The organism is Anabaena sp. UHCC 0187 (assembly GCF_009712035.1).
In the GTDB taxonomy this organism is placed as follows: domain Bacteria; phylum Cyanobacteriota; class Cyanobacteriia; order Cyanobacteriales; family Nostocaceae; genus Dolichospermum.
In genome coordinates, this window is record NZ_VILB01000013.1 from 110,336 (window position 1) to 133,395 (window position 23,060).

Sequence of the window (23,060 nt, forward strand, 5' to 3'; positions counted from 1 at the left end):
CGAAGCAATAACGTCACTGCCAAGACAGCAGAAAACGTCAATTATTTCGGGTATAATTTTTTTAAAATATAGCTTGACTGTTGCCAGTTAATTGAGGCCGAAGCTGTAGACCTTGAGAAAATCACAGGGTTGGGCTATTTAAGAAACGGGGGTATAACGACTGTGGCCAAAAAAAATGAAGCAGAAATGCCAGAAACCGAAAATGGGTTTAACTTAAACAATTTTTTCCAAGGAACAAAGGAAGAACTTGAAAAAGTAATTTGGCCCAGTCGGAAACAGTTGGTGAGTGAATCAGCCGCTGTACTATTAATGGTTACACTCTCCGCATCTTTGATATATTTGGTCGATGGATTGTTCGCTTGGGCAGCAAAACAGGTGTTCTGATGACTTCTGCAACAGACGAACCACGCAACTCCGAGTTACAGTTAGAGGAAACACTCTTAACAGCGATTAAAGAAGCCCGCTGGTATGCAGTGCAAGTAGCCTCTGGCTGTGAGAAACGGGTAAAGACAAATTTAGAGCAACGTATCCAAACTTTTGATGTCGCTGACAAAATCATCCAAGTGGAAATTCCCCACACCCCAACGGTGAAAATCCGTAAGGATGGTAAACGTCTCCCATCAGAAGAAAAGGTTTTCCCTGGTTATGTGCTAGTCCGAATGGTGATGAGTGATGATACATGGCAGGTGGTAAGAAACACCTCCCACGTTATTAACTTTGTGGGCGCAGAGCAAAAGCGTGGAAGCGGCAGAGGCCGTGGTCACGTGAAGCCAGTTCCCCTGAATCCTTCGGAAGTTGAACGCATATTCAAACAAGCCTTGGAACAAGAGCCAGTAGTCAAAATTGATATGGCTACAGGTGATAAGATAGTTGTGCTTTCTGGTCCATTTAAGGATTTTGAGGGCGAGGTGATTGAAGTTTCCCCAGAACGGAGTAAACTAAAAGCTCTACTCTCTATCTTTGGACGAGATACACCAGTAGAATTGGAATTTAACCAGGTTCAAAAACAGAGCTAATTACAAATGGCGAAGAAAGTAGTAGCGGTCATTAAATTGGCCCTGAATGCTGGGAAAGCCAACCCAGCACCACCAGTTGGTCCCGCATTGGGTCAACATGGTGTGAACATCATGATGTTCTGCAAAGAGTACAATGCCAAAACAGCAGACCAAGCTGGAATGGTAATACCTGTAGAAATTTCTGTTTATGAAGATAGAAGTTTTACATTTGTACTCAAAACCCCACCAGCATCAGTGTTGATTCGCAAGGCAGCGAAGATTGAACGAGGCTCAAATGAACCCAACAAAAAGAAAGTTGGTAGCATTAGCAGAACGCAATTACGCGAAATTGCTCAAACCAAGCTTCCTGACCTCAACGCTAATGATATTGATGCAGCCATGAATATCGTGGAAGGAACTGCTAAAAATATGGGCGTAACAATCACAGATTAGGTGACAGGTGACAGTAAATAACAACTGACAACTGACCAATAACAAAATTTTATCGGGGGAGAAGCACGACTTCGAGATTACCCCAGGAGAAAAAAATGGCAAAAAAAGTATCACGCCGCTTACAGGCGTTACTAGAAAAAGTAGAAGATAGGGATTATACACCCTTAGAAGCATTAGCTCTGTTAAAAGAAACAGCAACCGCTAAATTTGCGGAAGCGGCTGAAGCTCATATCCGTTTAGGTATTGACCCTAAATATACAGACCAACAGTTGCGGACAACGGTAGCACTACCCAAAGGCACAGGACAGATAATTCGGGTAGCAGTTATCGCCAGAGGTGAAAAAGTCACAGAAGCAACTAATGCTGGTGCTGATATAGCTGGTTCTGAAGAACTCATTGAAGATATTCAGAAAGGCATGATGGACTTTGATAAGCTGATTGCTACACCAGATGTGATGCCACAGGTAGCAAAGCTTGGTAAATTATTAGGGCCACGGGGTTTAATGCCTTCACCCAAAGGTGGAACAGTGACATTTGATGTTGCTAGTGCGATCGCTGAATTCAAAGCTGGTAAATTAGAATATCGGGCTGATCGGACTGGGATTGTCCATGTTATGTTTGGTAAGACTGCTTTTTCATCTGAAGATTTATTAACAAATCTGAAAGCATTACAAGAGTCAATTGACCGTAACCGTCCTTCAGGTGCGAAGGGTCGTTATTGGCGGTCATTGTACATATCCTCGACAATGGGCCCATCAATTTCTATTGACATAAGCGCCCTAAGAGAGTTAAAACTAACTGACGCTGCATAGTTTGGTAATGGGTAATTGGTAATTACTGATTATATTCATCTATTACCAATGACCAAAATTAAATAGGCAAGGCCGGAGACAGCAGGTGCTAATAGCTTAATACCCTGCCGAGGTTGTAATTTTAACCGTCTGAAGTTTGAACAGTGAAACTGTGACAACTACAGCATTAAAAATACCACTTTGAAACCCTGGCTAAGTTAGCTGGGGTTAATTGTTTTCGGTAAATCAGTAAAAAGGTGACAGGTAACGGGTGATAGGTGACAGGTGACAGGAAATAGAGTAACAACTAACAACTGACCACTGACCACTGACCACTGACCACTGACCACTGACATTGGAGGTGAGATAAGTATGGGAAGAACGTTAGAAAACAAAAAAGAAATAGTTGCTGATCTTAAAGTTTCTTTGAGTGAATCAACTTTAGCACTGGTAATTGATTATCAGGGGCTAACAGTTGCTGAAATCACAGATTTACGTCGGCAACTCCGTCCTAGTGGTGCTATCTGTAAGGTGACAAAAAACACCTTTATGGGCATCGCTATTAAGGATCAGGAACAATGGCAGCCAATGTCAGAATTACTTAACGGTTCTTCTGCATTTTTGCTAGTTAAAGAAGATTTATCTGCGATCAAAGCTTACCAAGCATTCCAAAAAGCCACCAAGAAATCAGAAATTCGCGGTGGTGTCATGGAAGGTCGTGTCCTGAGTGAAGCTGATGTCAAGGCTCTAGGAGACTTGCCATCTAAGGAACAACTCATGGCTCAAATTGCTGGTGCTATCAACGGTGTGGCTACCAAGCTGGCTGTTGGTATCAACGAAGTTCCCAGTTCCTTGGCTCGCGCTTTGCAAGCTGTCGCTGAAAAAGAAAATAGCGATAGTTCTGAAAGTGCTGCTGAATTAGCGGTAGTTAGTGAAGATTAATCACTGACAACTCACAACTAAAAAACTAACAAATCAAAAATTCTTTAGGAGTTATATCCATGTCTGCTGCAACCGAACAAATTTTAGACCAGTTGAAATCTTTGACCTTATTAGAAGCTTCTGAATTAGTTAAGCAAATCGAAGAAGCCTTTGGTGTTAGTGCTGCTGCTACTGGTGGTGGCATGATGATGATGGCTGCTCCTGGTGCTGCTGCTGCTGAAGCAGTAGAAGAGAAGACCGAATTTGATGCAATTTTGGATTCCGTACCAGCAGACAAGAAGATTGCTGTACTGAAAATCGTTCGTGAAATCACAGGTCTAGGTCTGAAAGAAGCTAAGGACTTGGTAGAAGCCGCTCCTAAAGCAGTTAAAGAAGCTGTAACTAAGGAAGCTGCTGAGGATATCAAGAAGCGGATTGAAGAAGCTGGTGGTAAGGTAACAGTTAAGTAATTGTTATTAGGTGATTGGTGATTGGTGATTGGTGATTGGTGATTGGTGATTGGGAAGAATTTTTACCCAGTCCCCAGTCCCCATTATCATCGCTTCAAAACTGGTAGTAAATATTGAGTTAGTGTGAAAGCATCAACTCCTAATTCTGTTCTCGTTTGTGCTGCTAAAATTCCTGCTTGGGAATGCCACCAAGCCGCAGTTGCGACTATATCTTCTATAACAATTTCTTTATTCATAATTTGCGCTAATAGTCCACCTAATAAACCAGTTAATACATCTCCGCTGCCTCCACGGGCTAATGCCGGGGTGCTTTCGGGATTTATCCAAACACCACCTTGAGGATTAGAGATAGCCGTTCTTGCCCCTTTTAATAGGACTACAGCCCCACTTTCTTGGGCTGCTGTTTGTACGGCTTTGATTCTATCTGTGTGGTCAATATTCGGAAATAACCGCTGAAATTCTCCAGTATGGGGTGTGAGTACGGTGGATGATTTCCGTTGTTTCAAGGTGGGGATAGTTCCTAATTGTGCCAAAATATTTAAGGCATCAGCATCAAGAATTAGGGGACATTCACATTTAATTATTTCGGGAATAATAGATATATTATCTTTAGTTAAACCAGGTCCGCAAGCGATTGTCGTAAATGAATTTAAATCTGTATTTTCTGGTAATTGTAAATTAGCAATTGCTCCTGTTTCGGTTTCGGGACAACCAATAATTAAGGCTTCTGGTAACTGGGAAACTAACAACATTTTCAGAGATTCTGGGACAGCAATTGATAGCATTCCTATACCAGAAGCTCGCGCACCTAAACCTGTTAAAATTGCTCCACCGGCATAACGTTGAGAACCACAAATTAATAGTAAATGTCCTTGTTTGTATTTGTGGGTAATGAGAGGACGAGGTAAAGGTAAAGTTGATAATGCTGTGGTTTTAGTAATACGTTTGATTTTGGGAATATCACCGATAACAGCATGAATATCTGCTAAAGGAATATCAAAGTCAATTAATTCAACTTTACCAACATAAGGTAATGCTTGTTCTTGTAATAAACCTTGTTTCCATAAACCCAAGCAAAATGTATAATTTGCCTGAATAGCTGTTCCTAAAACTTCTCCTGTATCTGTATGTAAACCCGAAGGTATATCAATACTAATAATAGGTTGATTTTTGCCATTAAAATAATTAATTGCCCCAGCGATAGAATCAGTAATTTCTCTTTCTAATCCAAAGCCAAATAAACCATCAATTAAAAAATCATAACTTGGTAATTGGGAAAGTTCTTGATAACAGGGAATTCCTAAATTTTGAATATATTGAAAATGCTGGGAAGTTAATTCTTTTAACTTAGCAAAAGGTTGATAAATCCAAACTTCATAACCTCGAAAATGTAATTCACGGGCTACTACTAAAGCATCTCCTCCATTATGACCAGGACCAACTAAAATTCCCACACATTTTCCTGGGGAAATAATAGCCTGTAAGCGGTGGAAAATTAATCCTGCTACCTTTTCCATTAAAGCTGCTACAGGCATTCCCGCACTAAATATCCTGGTTTCAATCTCCCGCATTTGGGTTGCGGTAACAACAAATTGTTCTTTAGTCATTAGTCATTAGTCATTAGTCATTAGTCATTAGTCATTAGTCATTAGTCATTAGTCATTAGTCATTAGTCATTAGTCAGTTGTCAGTTGTCAGTTGTCAGTTGTCAGGATAAAGACAAATATTTTCTCCAATTACCAATTACCTTATTTTCCATAATAAACTCTAGCATTGCCATAACCTGAATTTTTTAAATAGCTATTCCATTGTTCTGCTTCTAATTTATCGCTAAAAGGGCCTACAGCTATATGCGGTCCTCTTGGTTGATTTCTCCTAAATACATTAATGTTTATGTTAACCTTCTGACGAATTTCTGTACCCAAAGAACGTAAATTATTAGCATTGCCAGGAATAACTATATAGTAATATTTACTTCTTTGCTCTTGAAAGTTATTTGTATAGTTCTGCGGATTATATACAGTGCTATTATCAATTATTACTTGTGGGGAAGAACTAGTTACTTCTATATTATTAGAATTAACAATTCTCGCGCCAGGAATACCATTGAACTCCAATTCTCTTACCCGTCTTTGAGCATTGGATTGTCCATTAAAAACGCCAGATTGAATAACATTACGTCCATTATAATTGCGAATATATGCACTACTTTCAATCTGGCGAACTTGTTGTAACATTTGGGAATTACTGCTATCAACATAAACAAAATAACGATCAAAATCTGGGTTATTTTGACTATATTTTCTGCCCTGAGAAGGCTGATTATATTGATTAAATTCCACTGATTGGATTTGTTGTAACTCTGTTAATGGCTGCTGAGTGGCGGAAATATCATAGAGATATGGCAGTGTTGCTTGTGCCAAGAATAGATTATTTTCAGGTATTTGAGCCTGAACTGGAATATATTCTGACATTAGCACCCAACATCCACTCACAAGCAAGGAAAATATGGGAAAAGGAGTAAAGTGATTTATTCTTAAATTAGGCATATTTGTCCCCAGTTTTGGCAAAAGTTTTTTACTAGCTATTATTGTAATCAGTTAATTGAACATTACGAATATATAATCAGAACCCAAAAAGGAAAATTCCTGACTATTCAGGCTGGATGCGTATGTGTGCTACAATTGGACAGTCTTGCACCTTGTGGTCAGATAAAAAACATCGTTGTCGCAAAAATAAGCCGCAAGCACTTTGAAAAGTGTGAATTATGAAAAAAGTTGTCGTTGGTCTTTCTGGTGGAGTTGATAGTTCTGTAGCCGCTGCTATTCTACATAATCAGGGGTATGATGTAATTGGTTTAACCCTTTGGCTGATGAAAGGCAAGGGGCAATGTTGCTCTGAAGGAATGATTGACGCGGCTGATATTTGTGAACAATTGGGCATTCCCCATGAAATTGTGGATATTCGGGATGTCTTTCAAACAGAAATTATTGACTTTTTGGTAACTGGCTACAGTGTGGGAATTACGCCGTTGCCTTGTTCCCAATGTAACAAAACGGTGAAATTTGGTCCAATGGTGGAATATGCACGGGAAAAATTGGCATCAACAAAAATCGCCACAGGTCATTATGCCCAAATTTGTTACGACGGGGCTACTAATCGTTACCAATTGTTACGAGCAGTTGATCGCAACAAAGATCAATCTTATTTCCTCTATGACTTATCCCAAGACTTATTAGGGGCGACAATTTTTCCCCTGGGTGAACTAAATAAAACCGATACTCGCAGAATTGCTACTGAATACAATTTAAAAACCGCCGATAAACCAGAAAGTCAAGATTTATGCTTGGTGGAAAGTAACGGTTCCATGCGGGCATTTTTAGATAAATATTTAGCTCCCAAACCCGGTGATATTGTTGATGAAACGGGTAAAGTCTTGGGACAACATGATGGTGTTCATCATTACACCATTGGTCAGCGAAAAGGCTTAGGAATTGCTGCGGCTGAACCCTTGTATGTGATTGAACTGGATGCAGCTAATAACAGGGTAGTTGTAGGCGATCGCACCAAAGGAACTCAATCAGAATGTACAGTAAACCGGATAAATTGGGTTTCCATTGCTGAACCCGTTACCCCCATTCGTGCAGAAGTGCAAATTCGTTATCGTTCTCAACCCGTACCCGTGACAGTAATTCCCTTAGCAGATTCCCGCGTCCGGTTAGTATTTGATGAACCTCAGTTCAGTATCACACCTGGACAAGCTGCGGTTTGGTACGACGGAGACAAGGTATTAGGTGGGGGAATTATTGAACAATTTAGTTAAGTTTGCTCGTATTCCTACTTACTAATTAGCAATTTGTGTTATTAGTTGAAAAGCAGATCATGGTAAATGTACTAGGGCATCTCCAAAAATCCGTATGAAAAAACAACTTTTAACAGCAGGGTTTGTTCTCCTGTCTTTCATGTTACCCGTGAAAGCTTCCGCCGCTAATTTTACGCAAATTTATGCTTTCGGTGACAGCCTTGTTGATAATGGTAATGTGTTGGCAGCAGCTACAGCCGCTGATGTCCCTTTTCCGCCATATTACTATCAAGGACGATTTTCCAATGGTCCTGTGTGGACGGAATATTTAGCCCAGGATATGGGTGTACAACTCAATAATTTAGCTTTCGGTGGTGCTACTACAGGTACTAATAATACAATATCACCCGCATTTCCAGGACTAACTCAGGAAATTCAAGGTTTTGTAGCAACTAATCCATCTGTTGATAATCAGGCGCTATATATAATATCAGCCGGTGCTAATGATTATTTGAATGTTACTGATTTTAGCCAAGCAATTAATAATGCAGTTAGTAATTTAGCAAATGCAATAATATCTTTATCTGCTGTCGGTGCTAAAAACTTCTTAATAGCTAATTTACCTAACTTGGGAGGTATTCCTGCTAATAATCAGACTTCCATAGTTAATGATCTCAACTTTTTAACTGGAATTCATAATTCAGCTTTGAGTCAAACTGTCAACGGTTTGAGTCAGCTACAGCCAAACCTCAATATCAAAGTTTTCGATGTTAATTCTCTTGTCAGTCAGATTATAGCATCACCAGGAAAATTCGGTTTCACAAATGTCACTGATGCTTGTCTAAACATTGTTGCACAAACTATTTGTTCTAACCCCAATGAATATTTATTTTGGGATGACTTGCATCCTACAAGTTATGCTCATAGTATAGTTGCCAGATCAGCACAAGCAACTATTCCTGAACCTTCAACAACTTTAAGTTTGTTAGGAATTGCGGCTTTAAGTGCAACAGGAGTTATCAAACGCAAACGCAAGACATTTAATCCAGAAAATCTGGTTCTTGCCGGACAATCATCTCATACAAAGGTTGAAAACTAAACCAACCCAACTCATGAGAACCAACTTGACTATGAGCTATTTTCGCATATTCTGGCTTAATCGGGCTAGGTTCTCCGGCCGCTTCTGCTAATAGTTGGGATTGACAAGAACGCTCCATTGTGATAAACCACCAAGCAGCCTCATCAATAGTATTACCGACAGTCAGTAAGCCGTGATTTTTGAGAATGACGGCTTTATTTTTCCCCAAAGTTTGAGCAATGCGCTTACCTTCTTGGGTATCTAAAACAACACCTGTATAATCAATAAATATACTATGGTCTTGGTAAAAAGCACAAGCATCTTGGGTGAGAGGGTCAAGGAGACGGCCAAGACTCGACCAGCTTTTACCATAGATAGAATGGGCGTGGGCAGCGGCTACTGCGTCAGGACGGGCGGCATGAACTTGAGAATGAATGGCAAAAGCTGCGCGATTTACTGGAAGATTACCGTAAATTACATCACCTTGCTGATTAACTAAAATTAGGTCACTAACTCGAATTAAACCAAAGTGCATTCCAAAGGGATTTACCCAAAAATGTTCGGGGTTTTCGGGGTCACGGGCTGTAATGTGTCCAGCGACACCTTCATCAAATCCAAATCGGGAAAATAGCCGTAATGCTGCTGCTAGTCGCTGTTGACGGTGCAATCTTTCTGCGGTAATTGAAGTGAAAGTGGGAATTTGGGGAATATTTGGCTTTTCTATGGGTTTTTCTATCATATAAAAATCCGATTTATAGGTTATTCTAGCAAATTACCCAAATTAGAAAAGAAAAACCGCAAAATATTACATTTCACGGTTTTAAGTATGGTGTGAGGAGTTAAACTCTCTATCATCATAGAGTATTAGCCCGATAAAAATGCTCTCGTAACAGTTTTAGTAACAAGATTTTTTATTTCTTACTTTTTACTTATAATTACCAACGCAAATTATACCATTTGTGAGATTTTTGATCTTACTAACATGATTAATTATCCTAAAAAATAGCCATAAAAAAATAAAAACCGTGAAAAAACAAATTCACGGCTTAATAAAAATGTGGTGTGAGGAGACTTAACTCTCACTTCATCATACTTCACCTGACAATTAGAACTTCAATTACCCCAAATTTCTTTACAAGATAGTTATTTGATGACATATATATTTTCTTAATCTTTGTTAATTTATACTAATAGCACCACCACAACTAGAACCACAACCCGCAGTACAACCATAGCAATATTCAGCAGTTTGGATTTCATAAATTATATCTAAACTACCAACTTCTAACAATTTGCTCACAGTCAACTTTTCACCATTGCTAGTTTTTGCAGGTAAATTCATCATTTGGTTAAAGTCACAATCATAAATATTCCCTAAATAATCAATAGAAAGTTGCTCACGACACATTAAACCATCAATTGTATTTGCATTAAAGTGAGACTCTAAAAAATGCAAATAGCTAGAATAAAGCTGTTTTCGTTCTAAATGAAACTTTGTTCTTCCCACAGGTATATTAGTAATTGTGAAAAGATGATTAAATCGAATATCAAACTTTTCCACCAAAAAGGTTTTATAAGCCTTTTCTAAATTTTCCTGTGCAGGAGTTAAAGAAAAATCCTCACCATTTGGTAATGGAGGATTATACACCAAATCTAAAACTAAATCTGGGTTTTGACCATAACCAATTTTATTTAACCATTGTAAAGCTTTAATTGATTGATCAAAAACACCATCTCCTCGCATTTTATCCACATTATCTGCCAAATAACAGGGAAGAGAAGCAACAATCTTCACTTGATGTTGAGCAAAGAAATCTGGTAAATCTTCAAATCCCTCCACAAAATAAATTGTCAGATTTGATCTCACAATTACCTGTTTACTTGCCTTTCTAGCAGCTTCTACCAATGGCTTAAATCCATAATTCATTTCTGGAGCGCCACCAGTTAAATCAACAGTTTTGATTTCTGGAAACCTCTCAATTAACGTAATTAACTGTTGACATATTTCCGGTGTTAGTTCCTCAGTTCTCTTGGGACTAGCCTCTACATGGCAATGGTTACAGGCTAAATTACAACGTTTTCCCAAATTAATTTGTAAAACGTTAATTTCTTTTTTTGTTAAAGGTGAATTTAGCTGCTGATGAAAAGGTGTAATTGCTGTTTGTAACATAATAGATATAAATATCTCTTCCTCTCTGTGTCCTCTGCGCCTCTGCGGTGATGCCTCCGGCACGCTGCGCGAACGATAAAAAAATCAACAACATCCCCCACCATCATAATACCATGTAGAATCAGTAATAAAAATTTCTTCGGAATTTGAATTTGCTAAATTACCCGCTGTTTTATCACAAACCGCTGCAGGAATTCCTCTTTGTAAAATATGTCCAGCATGATCATCAAAAAATGCTTCCTTACCCGCATAAATCGCTGTTTTACCAGTGAAGATACAAGCACCGTCGGGGGGAATATCCACTTTAAAAGCCACAGAATCCAGACTTTCTAAAAGCAGATTTTCTGCTAATTGATAATTGTGTTTATCTAATAACCGATAAGGACGACGAGCGCGAATTTCAATTTGTCCAAAACCAGCATTAATAATTAGGTTAGTATACTCTTGATATGTGAGTGCGCCAGATAAACACAAAGCGCGTAAATGTTCATTTTGTTGTAAATGAGCAGGAATTGGACTTGTAGCAATTGGGTCACTCATCTGCAAGCGTCCACCTGGTTTCAATACCCGATATGCTTCCTTTAAAGCGCGAGTTAAATCTGCTGGTTCAAAAATATTAAACAGGCAATTTTGCGCTACTACATCTACAGAAGCATCCGCCACAGGTAAATTAAAAGCATCTCCCGGATGAATCTCGACAAAGCTCGTATCAAACCAAGGATTTTCCTTTGCAGCAATTTGTAAATTACGTGTTGCAGCTTCTCTCATGGCTTCCACAGGTTCAACAGCAATAATCGCACCAGGGCGACGAGAAAAATAAGCAAATTGCAAAGCTTCTAAACCACCACCAACACCAACATATAAAACTGTAGGTTCATTATTAAGTTCATTATGATGAACTGTAGTTCCACAACCATAGTTCATTTCCTGCATAGCCAGAGGAATTTTCAGCCCTGGTAATTGTAAAGGTGTACTTTGGACACAACAAAGACCTATTTCTGGTGTTTGGGCAACTTGGCTGTAAAATTGGGCTGCGGTTTCTAAATATGTCATAATCTTAACTTAGGGTTTCTGCCTTGACTTTTAATATCAAAAAGAGTATTATACATAACTAATAGAAGGGGAGTAGCTGCTGACAGTAAAATAAAATTTTCTGTTCAGTATATCTAAGTCAACATACTGGTGATGAACCTGGTTTAGATAGCGAATAAATAAAGTATTTGAAAGCGAGACCTTCACTGACTACACATTTAACTATGTGGAGTTCAGTGAGGTTTGATTGCTCTCATTGATACTCCACACAGGTAAAAAATCCTTTAGGAGTTTGAGAGAGTGTTAACAGCTTTTACCGCAGGTTTATTACTAATTACCATTTCCGAACTAGGTGATAAAACATTTTTTATTGCTGTAATATTGTCCATGCACCACTCGCGGCGCTTGGTATTTGCTGGTGTGGTGGCTGCTTTGGCGGCTATGACTGTCTTATCTGTAACGTTTGGGCAGGTATTATCTTTTTTGCCAAAAATCTATATTCATTATGCCGAAATAGTTTTGTTTATTGCCTTTGGTTTGAAGTTAATTTATGATGCCAATAAAATGGCTGTATCTGCTACGGAAGAAGTCGCAGAAGAGGCACAAGAGGCTGTAGAAAAAGCAGATTTAGATAATTCCCAGCAAAAAAGCGTTTGGTCAATTTTACTGAAATCCTTCGTATTAACATTTATAGCAGAATGGGGCGATCGCACACAAATAGCCACCATAGCTTTAGCTGCTGGAAATAACCCCATTGGTGTGACAGCCGGCGCAATATTAGGACACGCAATTTGTGCAGCGATCGCCGTTATCGGTGGTAGATTAATTGCAGGTAAAATTTCCGAACGGCAAATTACCTTTATCGGCGGCTTCCTGTTTATAATTTTCGGTATAGTCGCCGCCATAGAAGGAAAATAATTAACATTGAAAACAGATGTTAGAACCCCGATTTCTTTAAGAAGTCGGGGTTCTGGGTTTTTGTGTGTTTTCTTGGTCGCTGAATGTTAAGTGTATTACCCCCCACTATTTATGTTCCTATAAAGTAGGAAAAATATAATTACCTTTTGGTAATACTATGCAAGCTGAAAAACTTTCCATTTCTTTACCATCCTCTTTGGTGCAGTTTATTGAAAATTATAAATTGACTAAAGGCTGTAAATCTCGTTCTCAAGTAATTGAGTTAGCCATAGAATTACTGCGTTATCAGGAGCTAGAGCAAGCTTATCGGGAGGCTGCGGCAGAATTTAACCCAGAATGGGATTTAACTGTAGGAGATGGGCTAACAGATGAAACGTGGTGAAATATACCTTGCAAATCTCAGTCCCGCAGTGGGGTCAGAAATGGATAAACGCCGTCCTGTACTCATTGTTAGCAATGATGCTAATAATAATGCCTCTACTACGGTGACGATTTTACCGATTACATCTAATATGAGTCGTGTATATCCTTTTGAGGTTTTATTAAATCCAGAAGATTCCGGTTTATCTAAAACTTCTAAAGTACAAGCGCAACAAATACGGACAATTTCTAAACAGCGCATTTTAGGATATATGGTAGGGTGTTTAAGTCAAGAGTTGATAGATTTAGTCAATGATGCTATTAAGTTACATTTAGCGTTGGAGTAGCATGACTTCCTGTAATTTCCGCATCTACACGCAATTTATGCTGCGATCGCCGTCATCGGTGGTAAATTAATAGCAGGTAAAATTGATATTAGATTCCCGACTTCTTAAAGAAGTCGGGAATCTGGGTTTTGTGGGTTTTGTGGTGTTTATCCTTCTATAATTTTAATCTCTTCTGCTGTTAGTTCATAAAGTTGATAAACAAGTTGATCAATTTCTGTTTCTAATGCGGTTGTATCTGCATTGGGATCTGATTTTTTTGCTGTGAGAATTTTCTCAACTAATAAAATGATAGGTTTTTGATCTTGTTTGTTTATATCTTTGATTGGTAGTTGTTCAACCTTATATTTTAGCCAGCGATTAGTTCCCATTCCTGAACTTGTGGAAATTTCATTAAAATACCACTTTGCAACTTGAGAATTAAGAATGGCTAATAAATATTTGAGATTATTTCCTGTAATAAAAAAGATAGTATTATTTGAATAATATCCCTGATCATCAAAAGCAAACTTTTGTTGATCTGATAATTCTCCCCAAATTATTTTCTCTTGTTCAAACTCATCATAATACGCGCATGATCTTAACTCCCACCAATAGTTACCTTGATCATCTCTTGCAAATAGTCCTTTTCCTTTACCTGTGATAGATTCACCTATCATTTTTAAGTGTTGATATATTTCTGGATGTTGTTGACTAAAAAAAGTTTCAGCATCAATATTTCCCCGATTGATATTAGTCCAACCTGTTTTTATAATTATGACCCAAATATCTTTCCATAAATAACCATACTTAAAAATATCTTTACCTCTTATTGCTGGTTCAATGAAATTAGCACTTTGAGGATTTTTATGAATTATGTTATTTCTCTGTTCTGTGTTGATATAAAATGCTTCGTTAAACCCAGTTTTTAAGCCATAGTTTATTTGAATATTTAAATCCTTAATCAGCTTTGAATCAGTTTCAAGTTTATGCTTTAAACTTACGACTGATTGAGTTCCTATTGTCCAACCTGTGTCGGGAAGTTCAGAAATAGTATTGGCATTTTTGGAAATATATTTTTCTAAAGAAATGCTAATTATAAATCCTTGGGTAATTGCAGCAGCAATAAGTTTTTTTCCCCAATCGGCCTTTTCAACTATAATAATATTCGATTCTACAGTAGCTTCTTTGAAAATTTGAGCATCTTCAATATTTAATAATAAAACAGGATTAGCTTTTGTAGTTAGAAATTTTCTGAGTAGATTTCCATATTGAGTTTTTATCCATGAGTTAGATGTAATATACGTCAATAAACCTTTATTTTTTAGAATCTGTAGTCCTTTTTCATAAAACAAGCAATAAATATCTGAACCTTTTGTATAAGTTTGATATTTATTTTCAAAATAAGTAGTTTGATATTTATCTTTAATTTTAGATAGTGAAAAATACGGAGGATTACCAATAACCACATCAAAACCAACAAAAACACCATCATTATTCAAAACTTCAGGAAACTCAAATCTCCACTCAAAAGCATTTTCATAAATCTTACCACTTACTATATCTTCAATCTCAACCCGTAACTTATCAATTTCATTATTTAACTTAGCAATCTTTTTCTCCCGCGCTTTCTTCTCAGCTTTAGTTTCCTCAAATAAAGAAGTTTGAGTTTCCAAATTCTCAACCTCACCCTCTAACTTTCTTAACTTAGTTTTATTTGGATCACTTGATCCCAATATTGTCTTTAAATTCCCTTTAATATCATTAATAAATCTTTCCATTTCCCGCTTTTGCTCCTTATTTTCAGCATTGCGGTAGGTTTGTACAGCATTTCTATAACTTTCTATAGTGCATTTACTTCTATTTAAAGCAACTCGCAAATCAGTATCTAAAGAAAAACGACTAATTAAAGAATTACCACATTTGATATTAATATCAATATTAGGTAAAGTCTCCAACTCCAACTCTTGCATTTTCTCTTCTTTGTTCCCCTCTCCTCCCAGGAGAGGGGTTAGGGGAGAGGTTTTATAATAAGCATTTTTTAAAAGTTCAATCCATAAACGCAATCGACATATTTTGACAGAATTGGGGTTAATATCCACACCAAATAAACAACTTTCAATAATCGTCTGTTTTTCATGAAAGAGAGTTTCTTGTACTCGTTGACTTTCTTTGCTTTTGGGATTATATTCAAATAATAAACCATCTTCATCAAGAATAATTAACTCATCATTGACAACTTCAATATCATATTCTTTTAATCTTTTACCTTCCCTATCAAGTAAAATCTTCAATTCGCTTTTTATCGTAATAATTTCATTCAAAGCAGAAACTAAAAAATGTCCTGAACCCACAGCAGGATCACATATTTTTAAACTATTGATAATAGTATTAGCTTCTTTTCTATCTTCTATTTTTTCATACAAATCATTAATATTTTCACAACTCCAATTTTTAACATCATTAAACTTCTGTACAACCGCTCTTCTAATGGTTTCTCGACACATATACATAGTAATGAAACCAGGAGTAAAGAAAGAACCATCTTTATAACCATTGATTTTCTCAAAGATTAAACCCAGTACAGCAGCATTAATTAATCTTTTATTCTCTTCCTGAATTTCCTCCCCAGTTTCACTACTAAAATCATAAGCATTGAGAAATTCAAACAGATATTCTAAAGCATTAATTTCACCAATACGTTTTTTTCCGTTGCTATCTTTTAAGATAGTAGAAGAGAAAATTTGCAGATTCTCATTTCTAAGATTATTAATACAAATAGTTACTTGTTCATTATCCGTCAGTTCAAATAGAGAACTATTCAAATAAGGAACATGAGAGAATATATTTTTTACAGATTCGATTCTTTCTTCTTGCTTGCAAGCTAATACGCTGACGAAAAGACTGTTTAGATCATCATAATTTTGGACTTTCTGCAAATTCAAAAATCCCCAAGATAGATCATTTTTGTGATATTTAATTAATTGCGCTTCTAATAATTTCAGAAACAGGATTCTATTTACCCAAGTAATTGCTAATTCTAAACCAACGTTAAAAAGTTGTTCTTGATAGGTTTCTCCAAATAGTTCTGGTTTTGGTAAACGGTAAATTTTGTCTGAGCTATGAAGTTGATTAATAGCATTTTCTATCAATGAACCGATATTTCTCTCATTTTCTTGTTTGCGTTGAATGAGTTTTTTACCACCTTCCTTAGTTTCCGTTAAACCGATAATATGTAATAACTCGCTATAAAATCCTTTATCAAGAGTATTACTATCATTTGCAAAAGGTAACTTTAATAAATGTTCTGGTGAAAATAACTTAAACAGAGGAATTAATTTATGATCATTAAGATTTTCCCCAGGTTGTAAATATTGCTGATATTCTCGAATATCAAAATGTGTAAAAGTGATGTTGTCTACAATTTCATCAATAGCAGGTTTAGCAATTTCCTTATAAAAAAAATCAGTTTTTCTATTGCTTAATCTTCCAGCTTCAAAATCCGTGAATTGCTGAACTAGGGTTTTATTTTCTACAAATGCTTTCTCAAAACTATTAGCATCAAAAATAAACCATTCATAAATATTAGTAGCTATTAAATATTTAATTTCTAAATTTTTCTCTGTTAGACGTTCCCGCAGAAAATATAAAACCAATTCTTGCAAAGCTTTGGTATTTAAATTATCAGCTTTAAGCATTTCGCTTTTATTGGTGGGCTTTTTAGCTTCTAGAATCACACCAACTTTACTTTTAGCATCTTTACCATTATGAATAACAAAATCATTTCTGCCTTTAGTATTAATAAAATGATTTGCACCATAATATGTACCCTTTAAAAAATCCCCAATCAGATTTTTATGAAACTCTTCTGATTCCGATTCATTAATTTTCTCAATTAAACTATGCAGATTTTTTTTAAAATTCTCAATATCATTTCTATTAGGTTTAACTTTGAGAAAAGCCTTATTTAATGATTCTCTAGGTTGCATTTTATGAAAATTCATTATTCTCAACTCAAACGTGATAAAGTGTAGGTAATAATTGATAATTACTCGCACTTTATCACAAATTCTTCCGTAATGTACCGTTAAAATTAAAAAGGTCTTATGGAGTAGGTGAAGGTGTAGCAGATTCCGTTGGTGATGAAGTGGGAGTAGGATTAGATGCTGCTGCTTTATTGATTTCGTCCTTATACTGAGCCGGTGCTAAAGCCGTCGCACTATCAAACAAAGGTTTTGCTTCATCAAGCTTACCTTGTTCCTTAAACAGCATTGCTTTTGCTAAAACGGGACGAAAATCTTGAGCATCTTTCTTAATTGCTTGATCATAAGCAGAAATAGCCAAAGTGTCATTTTTTTGGAAAGCATAGACACTACCCAAAAGCACTTGCACAGCAACCACATCCACGCTGCCCGGCTGAATAGTATTAGCTTGGGTAGCAGCAGCCAAACTTTCTTGTAATAAACCAATAGCTGCTTCTGGACGCTTTTCGCTTAATTGCAAATTCACCATTCCCTGCAAAGCCTTCAAATCGCCGGGTTTTGTGGTTAAAATATTTCGGTAAGTTTGGGCTGCTCCTTCCTTATCGCCAATTTGTTGTTTAGCTTGTGCCAATAAAACCCCATACTCTGACTGTTGGGGATTGAGTTTAGCAAGTTTTTCCAAAGGTTCAATCACAGCTTGAATATCCGCTGGTTTAACTTCCCCTTGTCCTTTTTGACTCAACAGCCCTAAACGCGCTTGTAAAACTCCCTTGAGTGCAGTTTGATTTTCTGGGTCCTTTTGTAAAACTAATTCATAACCCCGGACTTGATCTTCCAGTTTTGACTTTTGCTCCGATGAAGATACTTTAGTGTCACCGTTGGCCTGATTTTGTGGTGATGATTCCGGTTGATTAACCGCTGTAATGATGGGCATAATAGAAACACCCAAAAAAGCAACCACAGCGAAAGCTAACACTACTCGGACTATCCAGCGATTACGCGATTCAGACACAATATTATTCTGCTCCTAAATGGGAATGAGATAAATTGCAAAGTTAAAAATTTCCAAAACTTTGCGGAATACGGTCATTTGTCTGTGAATTTTATAACAAATAAATATCTATCCTGCTAAAGTAAGTGATGACTTTAGGAAGATCCGTCAGAATTATCGCTATGCTATGCTTCCGATAGCGTAGCTTGGCGTAAGCCATAACTGGATTAAAGACGCTAAATTACACATTTAGTGTATAAATGTGAGATTTTGCGTCTTGATTTTCGTACAGAGCATCAAGGGAGTGGCCAGATTAAAAGGAAATATACTTTGATCAGCCACACACTTGCTCTTTTCAATCGCTTTATTAAATCCCACAATGGGGTATGTCTTGTGCCGCAAGGAGTTTTTATGAATTCCGACCTGATGCCGTCTTCTGAATCCGCAAATTTAACAGCCTCTAACCAAGGCATAAAAGAGATTGAATCCCCTGTTAATGCTAATACATTAGCAGACCAATCCTCTAAACTGGAAAAATCCCTGACTGACTCTAATGGGCATTTGCCTAATCGAGAACAACCAATTCCACCTCCCAGCGAACCGACTCAATACCGAGCTATTGGGTTAATTCGGGGATGTTACCATGCTAGTGATGAACAGTTTACCCAAGGAACACTGATCACCGCTGATGGGGTTGAACTTAATGCCGTCCTCTTAGGTCGGATTATGAGTTTAGTCAAAAATCACTTAGACCTAGAAAAAGAACATCTATGGGTAGTTTATCCCCGCACTAGACAAGAAAATGACGCATTGCACCTGCAAATTGTTGGTGTTTGGGAACCAGAAAATCTGGCAAAATATGAACTAGATGAAGCTGGTACAGATTCGACAGCAGTTTCTGATAACGGTAGTGTAGCGTCAACCATTCATCCAAAACCTTCATCAGCAGTCCCTGATGGTGGTTTTTCTGTGCGTGGTGAGGTAGTTTACCAGTCTTTTGACGAAAAGAGTTTGGTTGTGAAAATCAAACAAGCTCCCCGTAAACCTACTGATAAAGCTAAATATTTTAAGTTGAAACTCAAGGGCGTATTAACCACCAAAGCTGTAGGTAAGTTCTGGGACTTCAATGTTAAACGGGAAGATGACGCATTAGTAGTAATTAATGCCGAAGCGATCGCCGATTTACCCAAAAAACGCAAACCACCCTTCAAAGGAGCGCCTCGTGGTGCCGGTGGTGGTGGTGGTGGTAGAAGGCCATTCCCTGCCAGACGCAATGCAAATGGAGATGCCCCACGTCCCATTAGAAAGACAGCGGGTGATCCCACAGTCATCACCAAACCCGTACCAAAAACCCCCACTCCTATGCCAGTTAAGAAGCCTAAACCTGCTGGGGAATAGGTAATTGGTGATTGGTGATTGGTGATTGGTAATTGGTAATTGGTGATTGGTAATTGGTAATTGATAAAAACTATTACCCAGTCCCCAGTCCCCAGTCCCCAGTCCCCAATCTCAAAACTCCGTCCAACGGTCTTGGGGTAGAAAAGAACGTTCCATAGGAATTGGAGCTACTGGTTCAGTTAGAGTAAAGATCCCTTCTGTAATCCATTGTTTCAACTCTTGGGCTACCTGTCGGGAAAGAAATAAACTAGCTAAAGAAGCTACTCGTACCGTCCTGCCGTCAATAGTGATGCGTCCAGATTTAAGTTGAGCGTAACTCACTAAACCGAAGGTAGGACGGACACGACGAGGAATCGAAAAATCTACAATTGGTGCTACTAAGTCCTTATCTTGGACAGCACAGCGTTCTACCACACCAGCATTTAAAACTGGCAATGGTACACCCACACCCATCATTAAAGATGGGCCATAGCTTTTAAAATAACAGCCTCGTATCCATCGGGCATCCATTTGTTTAGCATCACCAATTAAAGCTAAAGTTGCCGAAGGTCCAATAGGTGTCCGATTTTCCAACCGCTTTTGCAAGGGAAAATGTTGTGTCCCTTCCCAAGCCACATAACCAATACCCCCAGCTAAAAAAATCTTTGTCCCAATACCAACGAGTTGTAAATCGGGGTCATTGAGCAGGGGTGACAGCGAACCGGGGTTAGAATAAACCGCATTTCCTAAGCGGGGTTGCAATGGGCCTAGATAGGTATGCAGTGGGCGATCGCCTCCATTCACACCAACAATAAAATTTTGATAAAGATTGCGCGGATTAAATAAATAAAACTGATTGATAGTATCACGGGTAACGGTGGTTTCAAATGTGGCTCTGGGGTAGCAATCGGTAACTTGTCCCACAGCGCGAACTTGGATAGATTTACCGGCAATTAAATCCTCAATCACATGACCACCACCACGTTCCCGCACGTCTTCCCCATCCAGGGAGTCAACTGGACAACTAGCACCTAAGTATAAATCCACCGCCCCAAAACCAGCATAAGCGGGGACTCCATCTAACCAGCAACGCCGAATTTTAATCGGTGGGTCAGTATGTCCTAAGTTAATAATTGCACCACTTGATTCCATTGGCTCAAATGTGCCAGTGGTAATTACATCTACTTCCTTGGCAGCTTTACTAACACCAATTTCGGCAACTCGCGTTTTTAACTCTTCAGCAGTCCAGACTACCGCCCGTTTTCGGCTGATTTTCTCATTAATTTCCGCAATTGTTCGCATTTTAAATTTATTTGAAGGACTATCGGTACACTGGGGGCGTTGACGATAGCCTGCGTAACGACGGAGGAGTAATTTTAAGACCGTATTTTCAACCTAAGTGTGTCAATCCTCTACCCTGAGTTTAACGGAATCAGCATGAGAAGGTAAACCCTCCGTAGTTGCTAAGATATCAATGGCAGATGCCACTTTTTCCAAAGCAGTTTGTGAGTATTGGATAATACTTGAGTGTTTTAAAAATGTTTCTACCCCTAAAGCCGAAGCATAACGGGCGGCACCAGAAGTAGGTAAGGTATGGTTAGGACCTGCTAAATAATCTCCTACAGCTTCTGGTGTGGAACTACCCAGGAATATTGCCCCTGCATGACGAATCTGGTTAATTAAAGCCCAAGGATCGGCAACTTCTAATTCTAGGTGTTCTGGTGCAAACTCGTTGGAAAGTTCGGCGGCAGCTTCCAGGGATTCCACCACGACGATTAAACCATAATGGGCGATCGCTTTTTCCGTATCTATCCGGCGCGGGTGATCTACCAATTGTCTTTCCACCTCAATTTGCACTTTTTTTGCCAAACCAGCGTCTGTTGTCAGCAGAATTGCGGCAGCCATGGGATCATGTTCTGCTTGAGCTAACAAGTCCGCCGCCACATAAGCAGGATTGGCTGTTTCATCAGCAATCACCAGCACTTCGCTAGGACCTGCTAAAGAATCAATGCCCACAGTTCCGTAAACTAACTTTTTCGCCAAGGTGACATAAATATTACCCGGTCCGGTAATCACATTCACCTTGGGGATAGTTTCTGTGCCATAAGCTAAAGCCGCAATGGCTTGAGCGCCCCCTATACGGTAAATTTCCTGAACTCCTGCTTCTTGGGCCGCTACCAAAACCGCAGGATTCACCATTTTACCGTCTCTAACTGGTGTTACCATCACCACACGAGGGACACCTGCCACTTTTGCCGGGATGGCATTCATTAACACTGTACTGGGATAACAAGCCCGACCGCCGGGTATATATAAACCTGCACGGTCTACGGGGGTGTAGCGTTTGCCCAAAACTACTTCATCATCGCCAAATTGTACCCAGCTTTTGGGAACTCGCTGACGGTGAAAAGCTTCTATTTTTTGGCAAGCTAGGCGAATTGCCTGGAGCAAATCCTTGGATACCTGTTGGTAGGCTGCATCCAGTTCCGATCCTGTTACCTTGAGTTCTTCTGGTTTGAGAATTTGGTGATCAAATTCGGCTGTATAATGTAGTACAGCTTTGTCACCTTGGCGCTTCACCGCTTGCAACACTTCGCGGACTGTTGCTTCTTTATGAAGTACCTGTTCATCCTGGGTGCGTTCGCAGATCCGTTGAAGTTCTGATCTAACGTCTGCCTGCTGAGTAATGATTCGCAGCATGGAGTAATGACAATGCCAAATTTTACAATATTCACAAGACAAGAACTACTTGGGCTTTTTACCTGCTAGGGTATAAAGCTGAATGTAATTCTCTTCTCTAGCTTAACCTGGATTTTTTTTGATACTACTTCATAAAACTCAGACAACCCTAGAAATTTAATCATCCCTGTGTCTGAATTGCTGGAAACTGGTCTGTTTTCCTTGTCAATAAATCATTCTAATCTATTTTTTGAGCCGCAAGCATCAGCTTTTACGCCCAAATAAAATATTTTTCTTCAAAAATTATCACATCAGCAAAAATAATGCTATATTTAGTAAACCTAGTAGTGTGTGTACATAATTAATAGTCTTTTTTGGAATTACTGTGGCGAATACAAAATCTGCTCTTAAACGCGCTCAAATCGGAGAACGAAACCGACTGCGTAACAAAGCGTATAAATCAGCAGTAAAAACGCTGATGAAGAAATACTTTAGTTCTGTGGAAGCTTGTGCTGCCAATCCGACAACAGAACTCAAGCAAGAGGTGGAAGTAAGAATGTCCGAGGCTTACAGCAAAATTGATAAAGCTGTAAAAAATGGCGTGCTTCATCCCAACAATGGAGCCAGGAAAAAGTCAAGTTTGGCTCATAAACACAAAACCCTTACCGCTTAGTCAATAGTTCAGTGGTTTGTTTACCACTGACCACTGACAACCGA

The 23,060-nt window shown here is 38.4% G+C and carries 22 protein-coding genes and 1 other annotated feature; of the genes, 13 read left to right on the forward strand and 9 right to left on the reverse strand.

What is annotated here, in order from left to right; all coding sequences use genetic code 11:
* The first annotated feature begins 162 nt into the window (after nucleotides 1–162).
* The 6 genes from secE to rplL all read left to right on the forward strand — a co-directional run bounded on the left by secE (nucleotide 163) and on the right by rplL (nucleotide 3,630).
* Nucleotides 163–384, forward strand: coding sequence for a preprotein translocase subunit SecE (gene secE / locus FJR11_RS13500; RefSeq protein WP_015078220.1), 222 nt, complete (start codon nucleotides 163–165; stop codon nucleotides 382–384).
* Complete coding sequence (nusG, locus tag FJR11_RS13505; RefSeq protein ID WP_168504483.1) at nucleotides 384–1,016, forward strand: transcription termination/antitermination protein NusG; 633 nt, start codon at nucleotides 384–386, stop codon at nucleotides 1,014–1,016. The genes secE and nusG overlap by 1 nt, the downstream gene beginning before the upstream one ends.
* Nucleotides 1,017–1,022: 6 nt before the next feature.
* Entirely contained in the window at nucleotides 1,023–1,448 is a 426-nt protein-coding gene (gene rplK / locus FJR11_RS13510) for a 50S ribosomal protein L11 (protein WP_168504485.1), read from the forward strand.
* 95 nt (nucleotides 1,449–1,543) lie between these two features.
* On the forward strand, nucleotides 1,544–2,260 hold the full coding sequence (rplA, locus tag FJR11_RS13515; RefSeq protein WP_168504487.1) for a 50S ribosomal protein L1: 717 nt from the start codon (nucleotides 1,544–1,546) through the stop codon (nucleotides 2,258–2,260).
* Between the two features lie 54 nt (nucleotides 2,261–2,314).
* Nucleotides 2,315–2,482: a sequence feature (ribosomal protein L10 leader region), on the forward strand.
* Nucleotides 2,483–2,611: 129 nt separating this feature from the next.
* Nucleotides 2,612–3,181, forward strand: coding sequence for a 50S ribosomal protein L10 (gene rplJ / locus FJR11_RS13520; protein ID WP_168504489.1), 570 nt, complete (start codon nucleotides 2,612–2,614; stop codon nucleotides 3,179–3,181).
* A gap of 59 nt (nucleotides 3,182–3,240) precedes the next feature.
* Complete coding sequence (gene rplL, locus FJR11_RS13525) at nucleotides 3,241–3,630, forward strand: 50S ribosomal protein L7/L12 (protein ID WP_168504491.1); 390 nt, start codon at nucleotides 3,241–3,243, stop codon at nucleotides 3,628–3,630.
* An 86-nt stretch (nucleotides 3,631–3,716) separates the two neighbouring features.
* On the opposite strand, the gene FJR11_RS13530 is transcribed toward rplL, so the two are convergent.
* Both FJR11_RS13530 and FJR11_RS13535 read right to left on the reverse strand, forming a co-directional pair.
* A complete protein-coding gene (locus tag FJR11_RS13530) occupies nucleotides 3,717–5,237 on the reverse strand; it encodes an NAD(P)H-hydrate dehydratase (RefSeq protein WP_168504493.1) in 1,521 nt (506 codons plus the stop codon).
* Between the two features lie 141 nt (nucleotides 5,238–5,378).
* Nucleotides 5,379–6,104 carry a hypothetical protein gene (locus tag FJR11_RS13535; protein WP_254444750.1) on the reverse strand — a complete coding sequence of 242 codons (726 nt, stop codon included), beginning with the start codon at nucleotides 6,102–6,104 and terminating at the stop codon, nucleotides 5,379–5,381.
* A gap of 293 nt (nucleotides 6,105–6,397) precedes the next feature.
* Between FJR11_RS13535 and mnmA the strand changes: the two genes are divergently transcribed.
* Nucleotides 6,398–7,453 carry a tRNA 2-thiouridine(34) synthase MnmA gene (gene mnmA, locus FJR11_RS13540; protein ID WP_168504497.1) on the forward strand — a complete coding sequence of 352 codons (1,056 nt, stop codon included), beginning with the start codon at nucleotides 6,398–6,400 and terminating at the stop codon, nucleotides 7,451–7,453.
* Between the two features lie 94 nt (nucleotides 7,454–7,547).
* A complete protein-coding gene (locus FJR11_RS13545; RefSeq protein ID WP_168504499.1) occupies nucleotides 7,548–8,531 on the forward strand; it encodes an SGNH/GDSL hydrolase family protein in 984 nt (327 codons plus the stop codon).
* On the opposite strand, the gene FJR11_RS13550 is transcribed toward FJR11_RS13545, so the two are convergent.
* From FJR11_RS13550 to arsM, 3 genes are all read right to left on the reverse strand, one after another.
* Nucleotides 8,473–9,249, reverse strand: coding sequence for a class II aldolase/adducin family protein (locus FJR11_RS13550; RefSeq protein ID WP_168504502.1), 777 nt, complete (start codon nucleotides 9,247–9,249; stop codon nucleotides 8,473–8,475). The two genes, FJR11_RS13545 and FJR11_RS13550, sit on opposite strands and share 59 nt — an antisense overlap.
* A gap of 438 nt (nucleotides 9,250–9,687) precedes the next feature.
* Nucleotides 9,688–10,680, reverse strand: a complete 993-nt coding sequence (gene arsS / locus FJR11_RS13555) for an arsenosugar biosynthesis radical SAM (seleno)protein ArsS (RefSeq protein ID WP_168504504.1) — start codon at nucleotides 10,678–10,680, stop codon at nucleotides 9,688–9,690.
* 84 nt (nucleotides 10,681–10,764) lie between these two features.
* Complete coding sequence (arsM, locus tag FJR11_RS13560; protein WP_168504506.1) at nucleotides 10,765–11,733, reverse strand: arsenosugar biosynthesis arsenite methyltransferase ArsM; 969 nt, start codon at nucleotides 11,731–11,733, stop codon at nucleotides 10,765–10,767.
* 279 nt (nucleotides 11,734–12,012) lie between these two features.
* Between arsM and FJR11_RS13565 the strand changes: the two genes are divergently transcribed.
* The 3 genes from FJR11_RS13565 to FJR11_RS13575 all read left to right on the forward strand — a co-directional run bounded on the left by FJR11_RS13565 (nucleotide 12,013) and on the right by FJR11_RS13575 (nucleotide 13,337).
* Nucleotides 12,013–12,630: a TMEM165/GDT1 family protein gene (locus FJR11_RS13565; RefSeq protein WP_168504508.1), complete on the forward strand. Its 618-nt coding sequence runs from the start codon at nucleotides 12,013–12,015 to the stop codon at nucleotides 12,628–12,630.
* 157 nt (nucleotides 12,631–12,787) lie between these two features.
* The gene (locus FJR11_RS13570; RefSeq protein WP_096666814.1) at nucleotides 12,788–13,012 is read left to right on the forward strand and encodes a CopG family transcriptional regulator; all 225 of its coding nucleotides are present in this window, start codon (nucleotides 12,788–12,790) and stop codon (nucleotides 13,010–13,012) included.
* Nucleotides 12,999–13,337, forward strand: a complete 339-nt coding sequence (locus FJR11_RS13575) for a type II toxin-antitoxin system PemK/MazF family toxin (protein ID WP_168504510.1) — start codon at nucleotides 12,999–13,001, stop codon at nucleotides 13,335–13,337. The genes FJR11_RS13570 and FJR11_RS13575 overlap by 14 nt, the downstream gene beginning before the upstream one ends.
* A gap of 146 nt (nucleotides 13,338–13,483) precedes the next feature.
* Here the strand turns inward: FJR11_RS13575 and FJR11_RS13580 are convergent, their stop codons facing one another.
* Together FJR11_RS13580 and FJR11_RS13585 are read right to left on the reverse strand one after the other, a co-directional pair.
* Nucleotides 13,484–17,317 carry an Eco57I restriction-modification methylase domain-containing protein gene (locus FJR11_RS13580; RefSeq protein WP_168504512.1) on the reverse strand — a complete coding sequence of 1,278 codons (3,834 nt, stop codon included), beginning with the start codon at nucleotides 17,315–17,317 and terminating at the stop codon, nucleotides 13,484–13,486.
* A 100-nt stretch (nucleotides 17,318–17,417) separates the two neighbouring features.
* Nucleotides 17,418–18,308: a Tfp pilus assembly protein PilF gene (locus FJR11_RS13585; RefSeq protein WP_168504513.1), complete on the reverse strand. Its 891-nt coding sequence runs from the start codon at nucleotides 18,306–18,308 to the stop codon at nucleotides 17,418–17,420.
* A 390-nt stretch (nucleotides 18,309–18,698) separates the two neighbouring features.
* Here FJR11_RS13585 and FJR11_RS13590 point away from each other — a divergent pair, with 390 nt between their 5' ends.
* Complete coding sequence (locus tag FJR11_RS13590) at nucleotides 18,699–19,685, forward strand: hypothetical protein (RefSeq protein WP_168504515.1); 987 nt, start codon at nucleotides 18,699–18,701, stop codon at nucleotides 19,683–19,685.
* A gap of 111 nt (nucleotides 19,686–19,796) precedes the next feature.
* On the opposite strand, the gene FJR11_RS13595 is transcribed toward FJR11_RS13590, so the two are convergent.
* Both FJR11_RS13595 and hisD read right to left on the reverse strand, forming a co-directional pair.
* Nucleotides 19,797–20,966, reverse strand: coding sequence for a homocysteine biosynthesis protein (locus FJR11_RS13595; protein ID WP_168504517.1), 1,170 nt, complete (start codon nucleotides 20,964–20,966; stop codon nucleotides 19,797–19,799).
* Nucleotides 20,967–21,068: 102 nt separating this feature from the next.
* Nucleotides 21,069–22,364, reverse strand: a complete 1,296-nt coding sequence (gene hisD / locus FJR11_RS13600; protein WP_168504519.1) for a histidinol dehydrogenase — start codon at nucleotides 22,362–22,364, stop codon at nucleotides 21,069–21,071.
* A 364-nt stretch (nucleotides 22,365–22,728) separates the two neighbouring features.
* On the opposite strand from hisD, the gene rpsT reads away from it, so the two are divergent.
* Nucleotides 22,729–23,016, forward strand: a complete 288-nt coding sequence (gene rpsT, locus FJR11_RS13605; protein ID WP_168504521.1) for a 30S ribosomal protein S20 — start codon at nucleotides 22,729–22,731, stop codon at nucleotides 23,014–23,016.
* The last annotated feature ends 44 nt before the right edge of the window (nucleotides 23,017–23,060 follow it).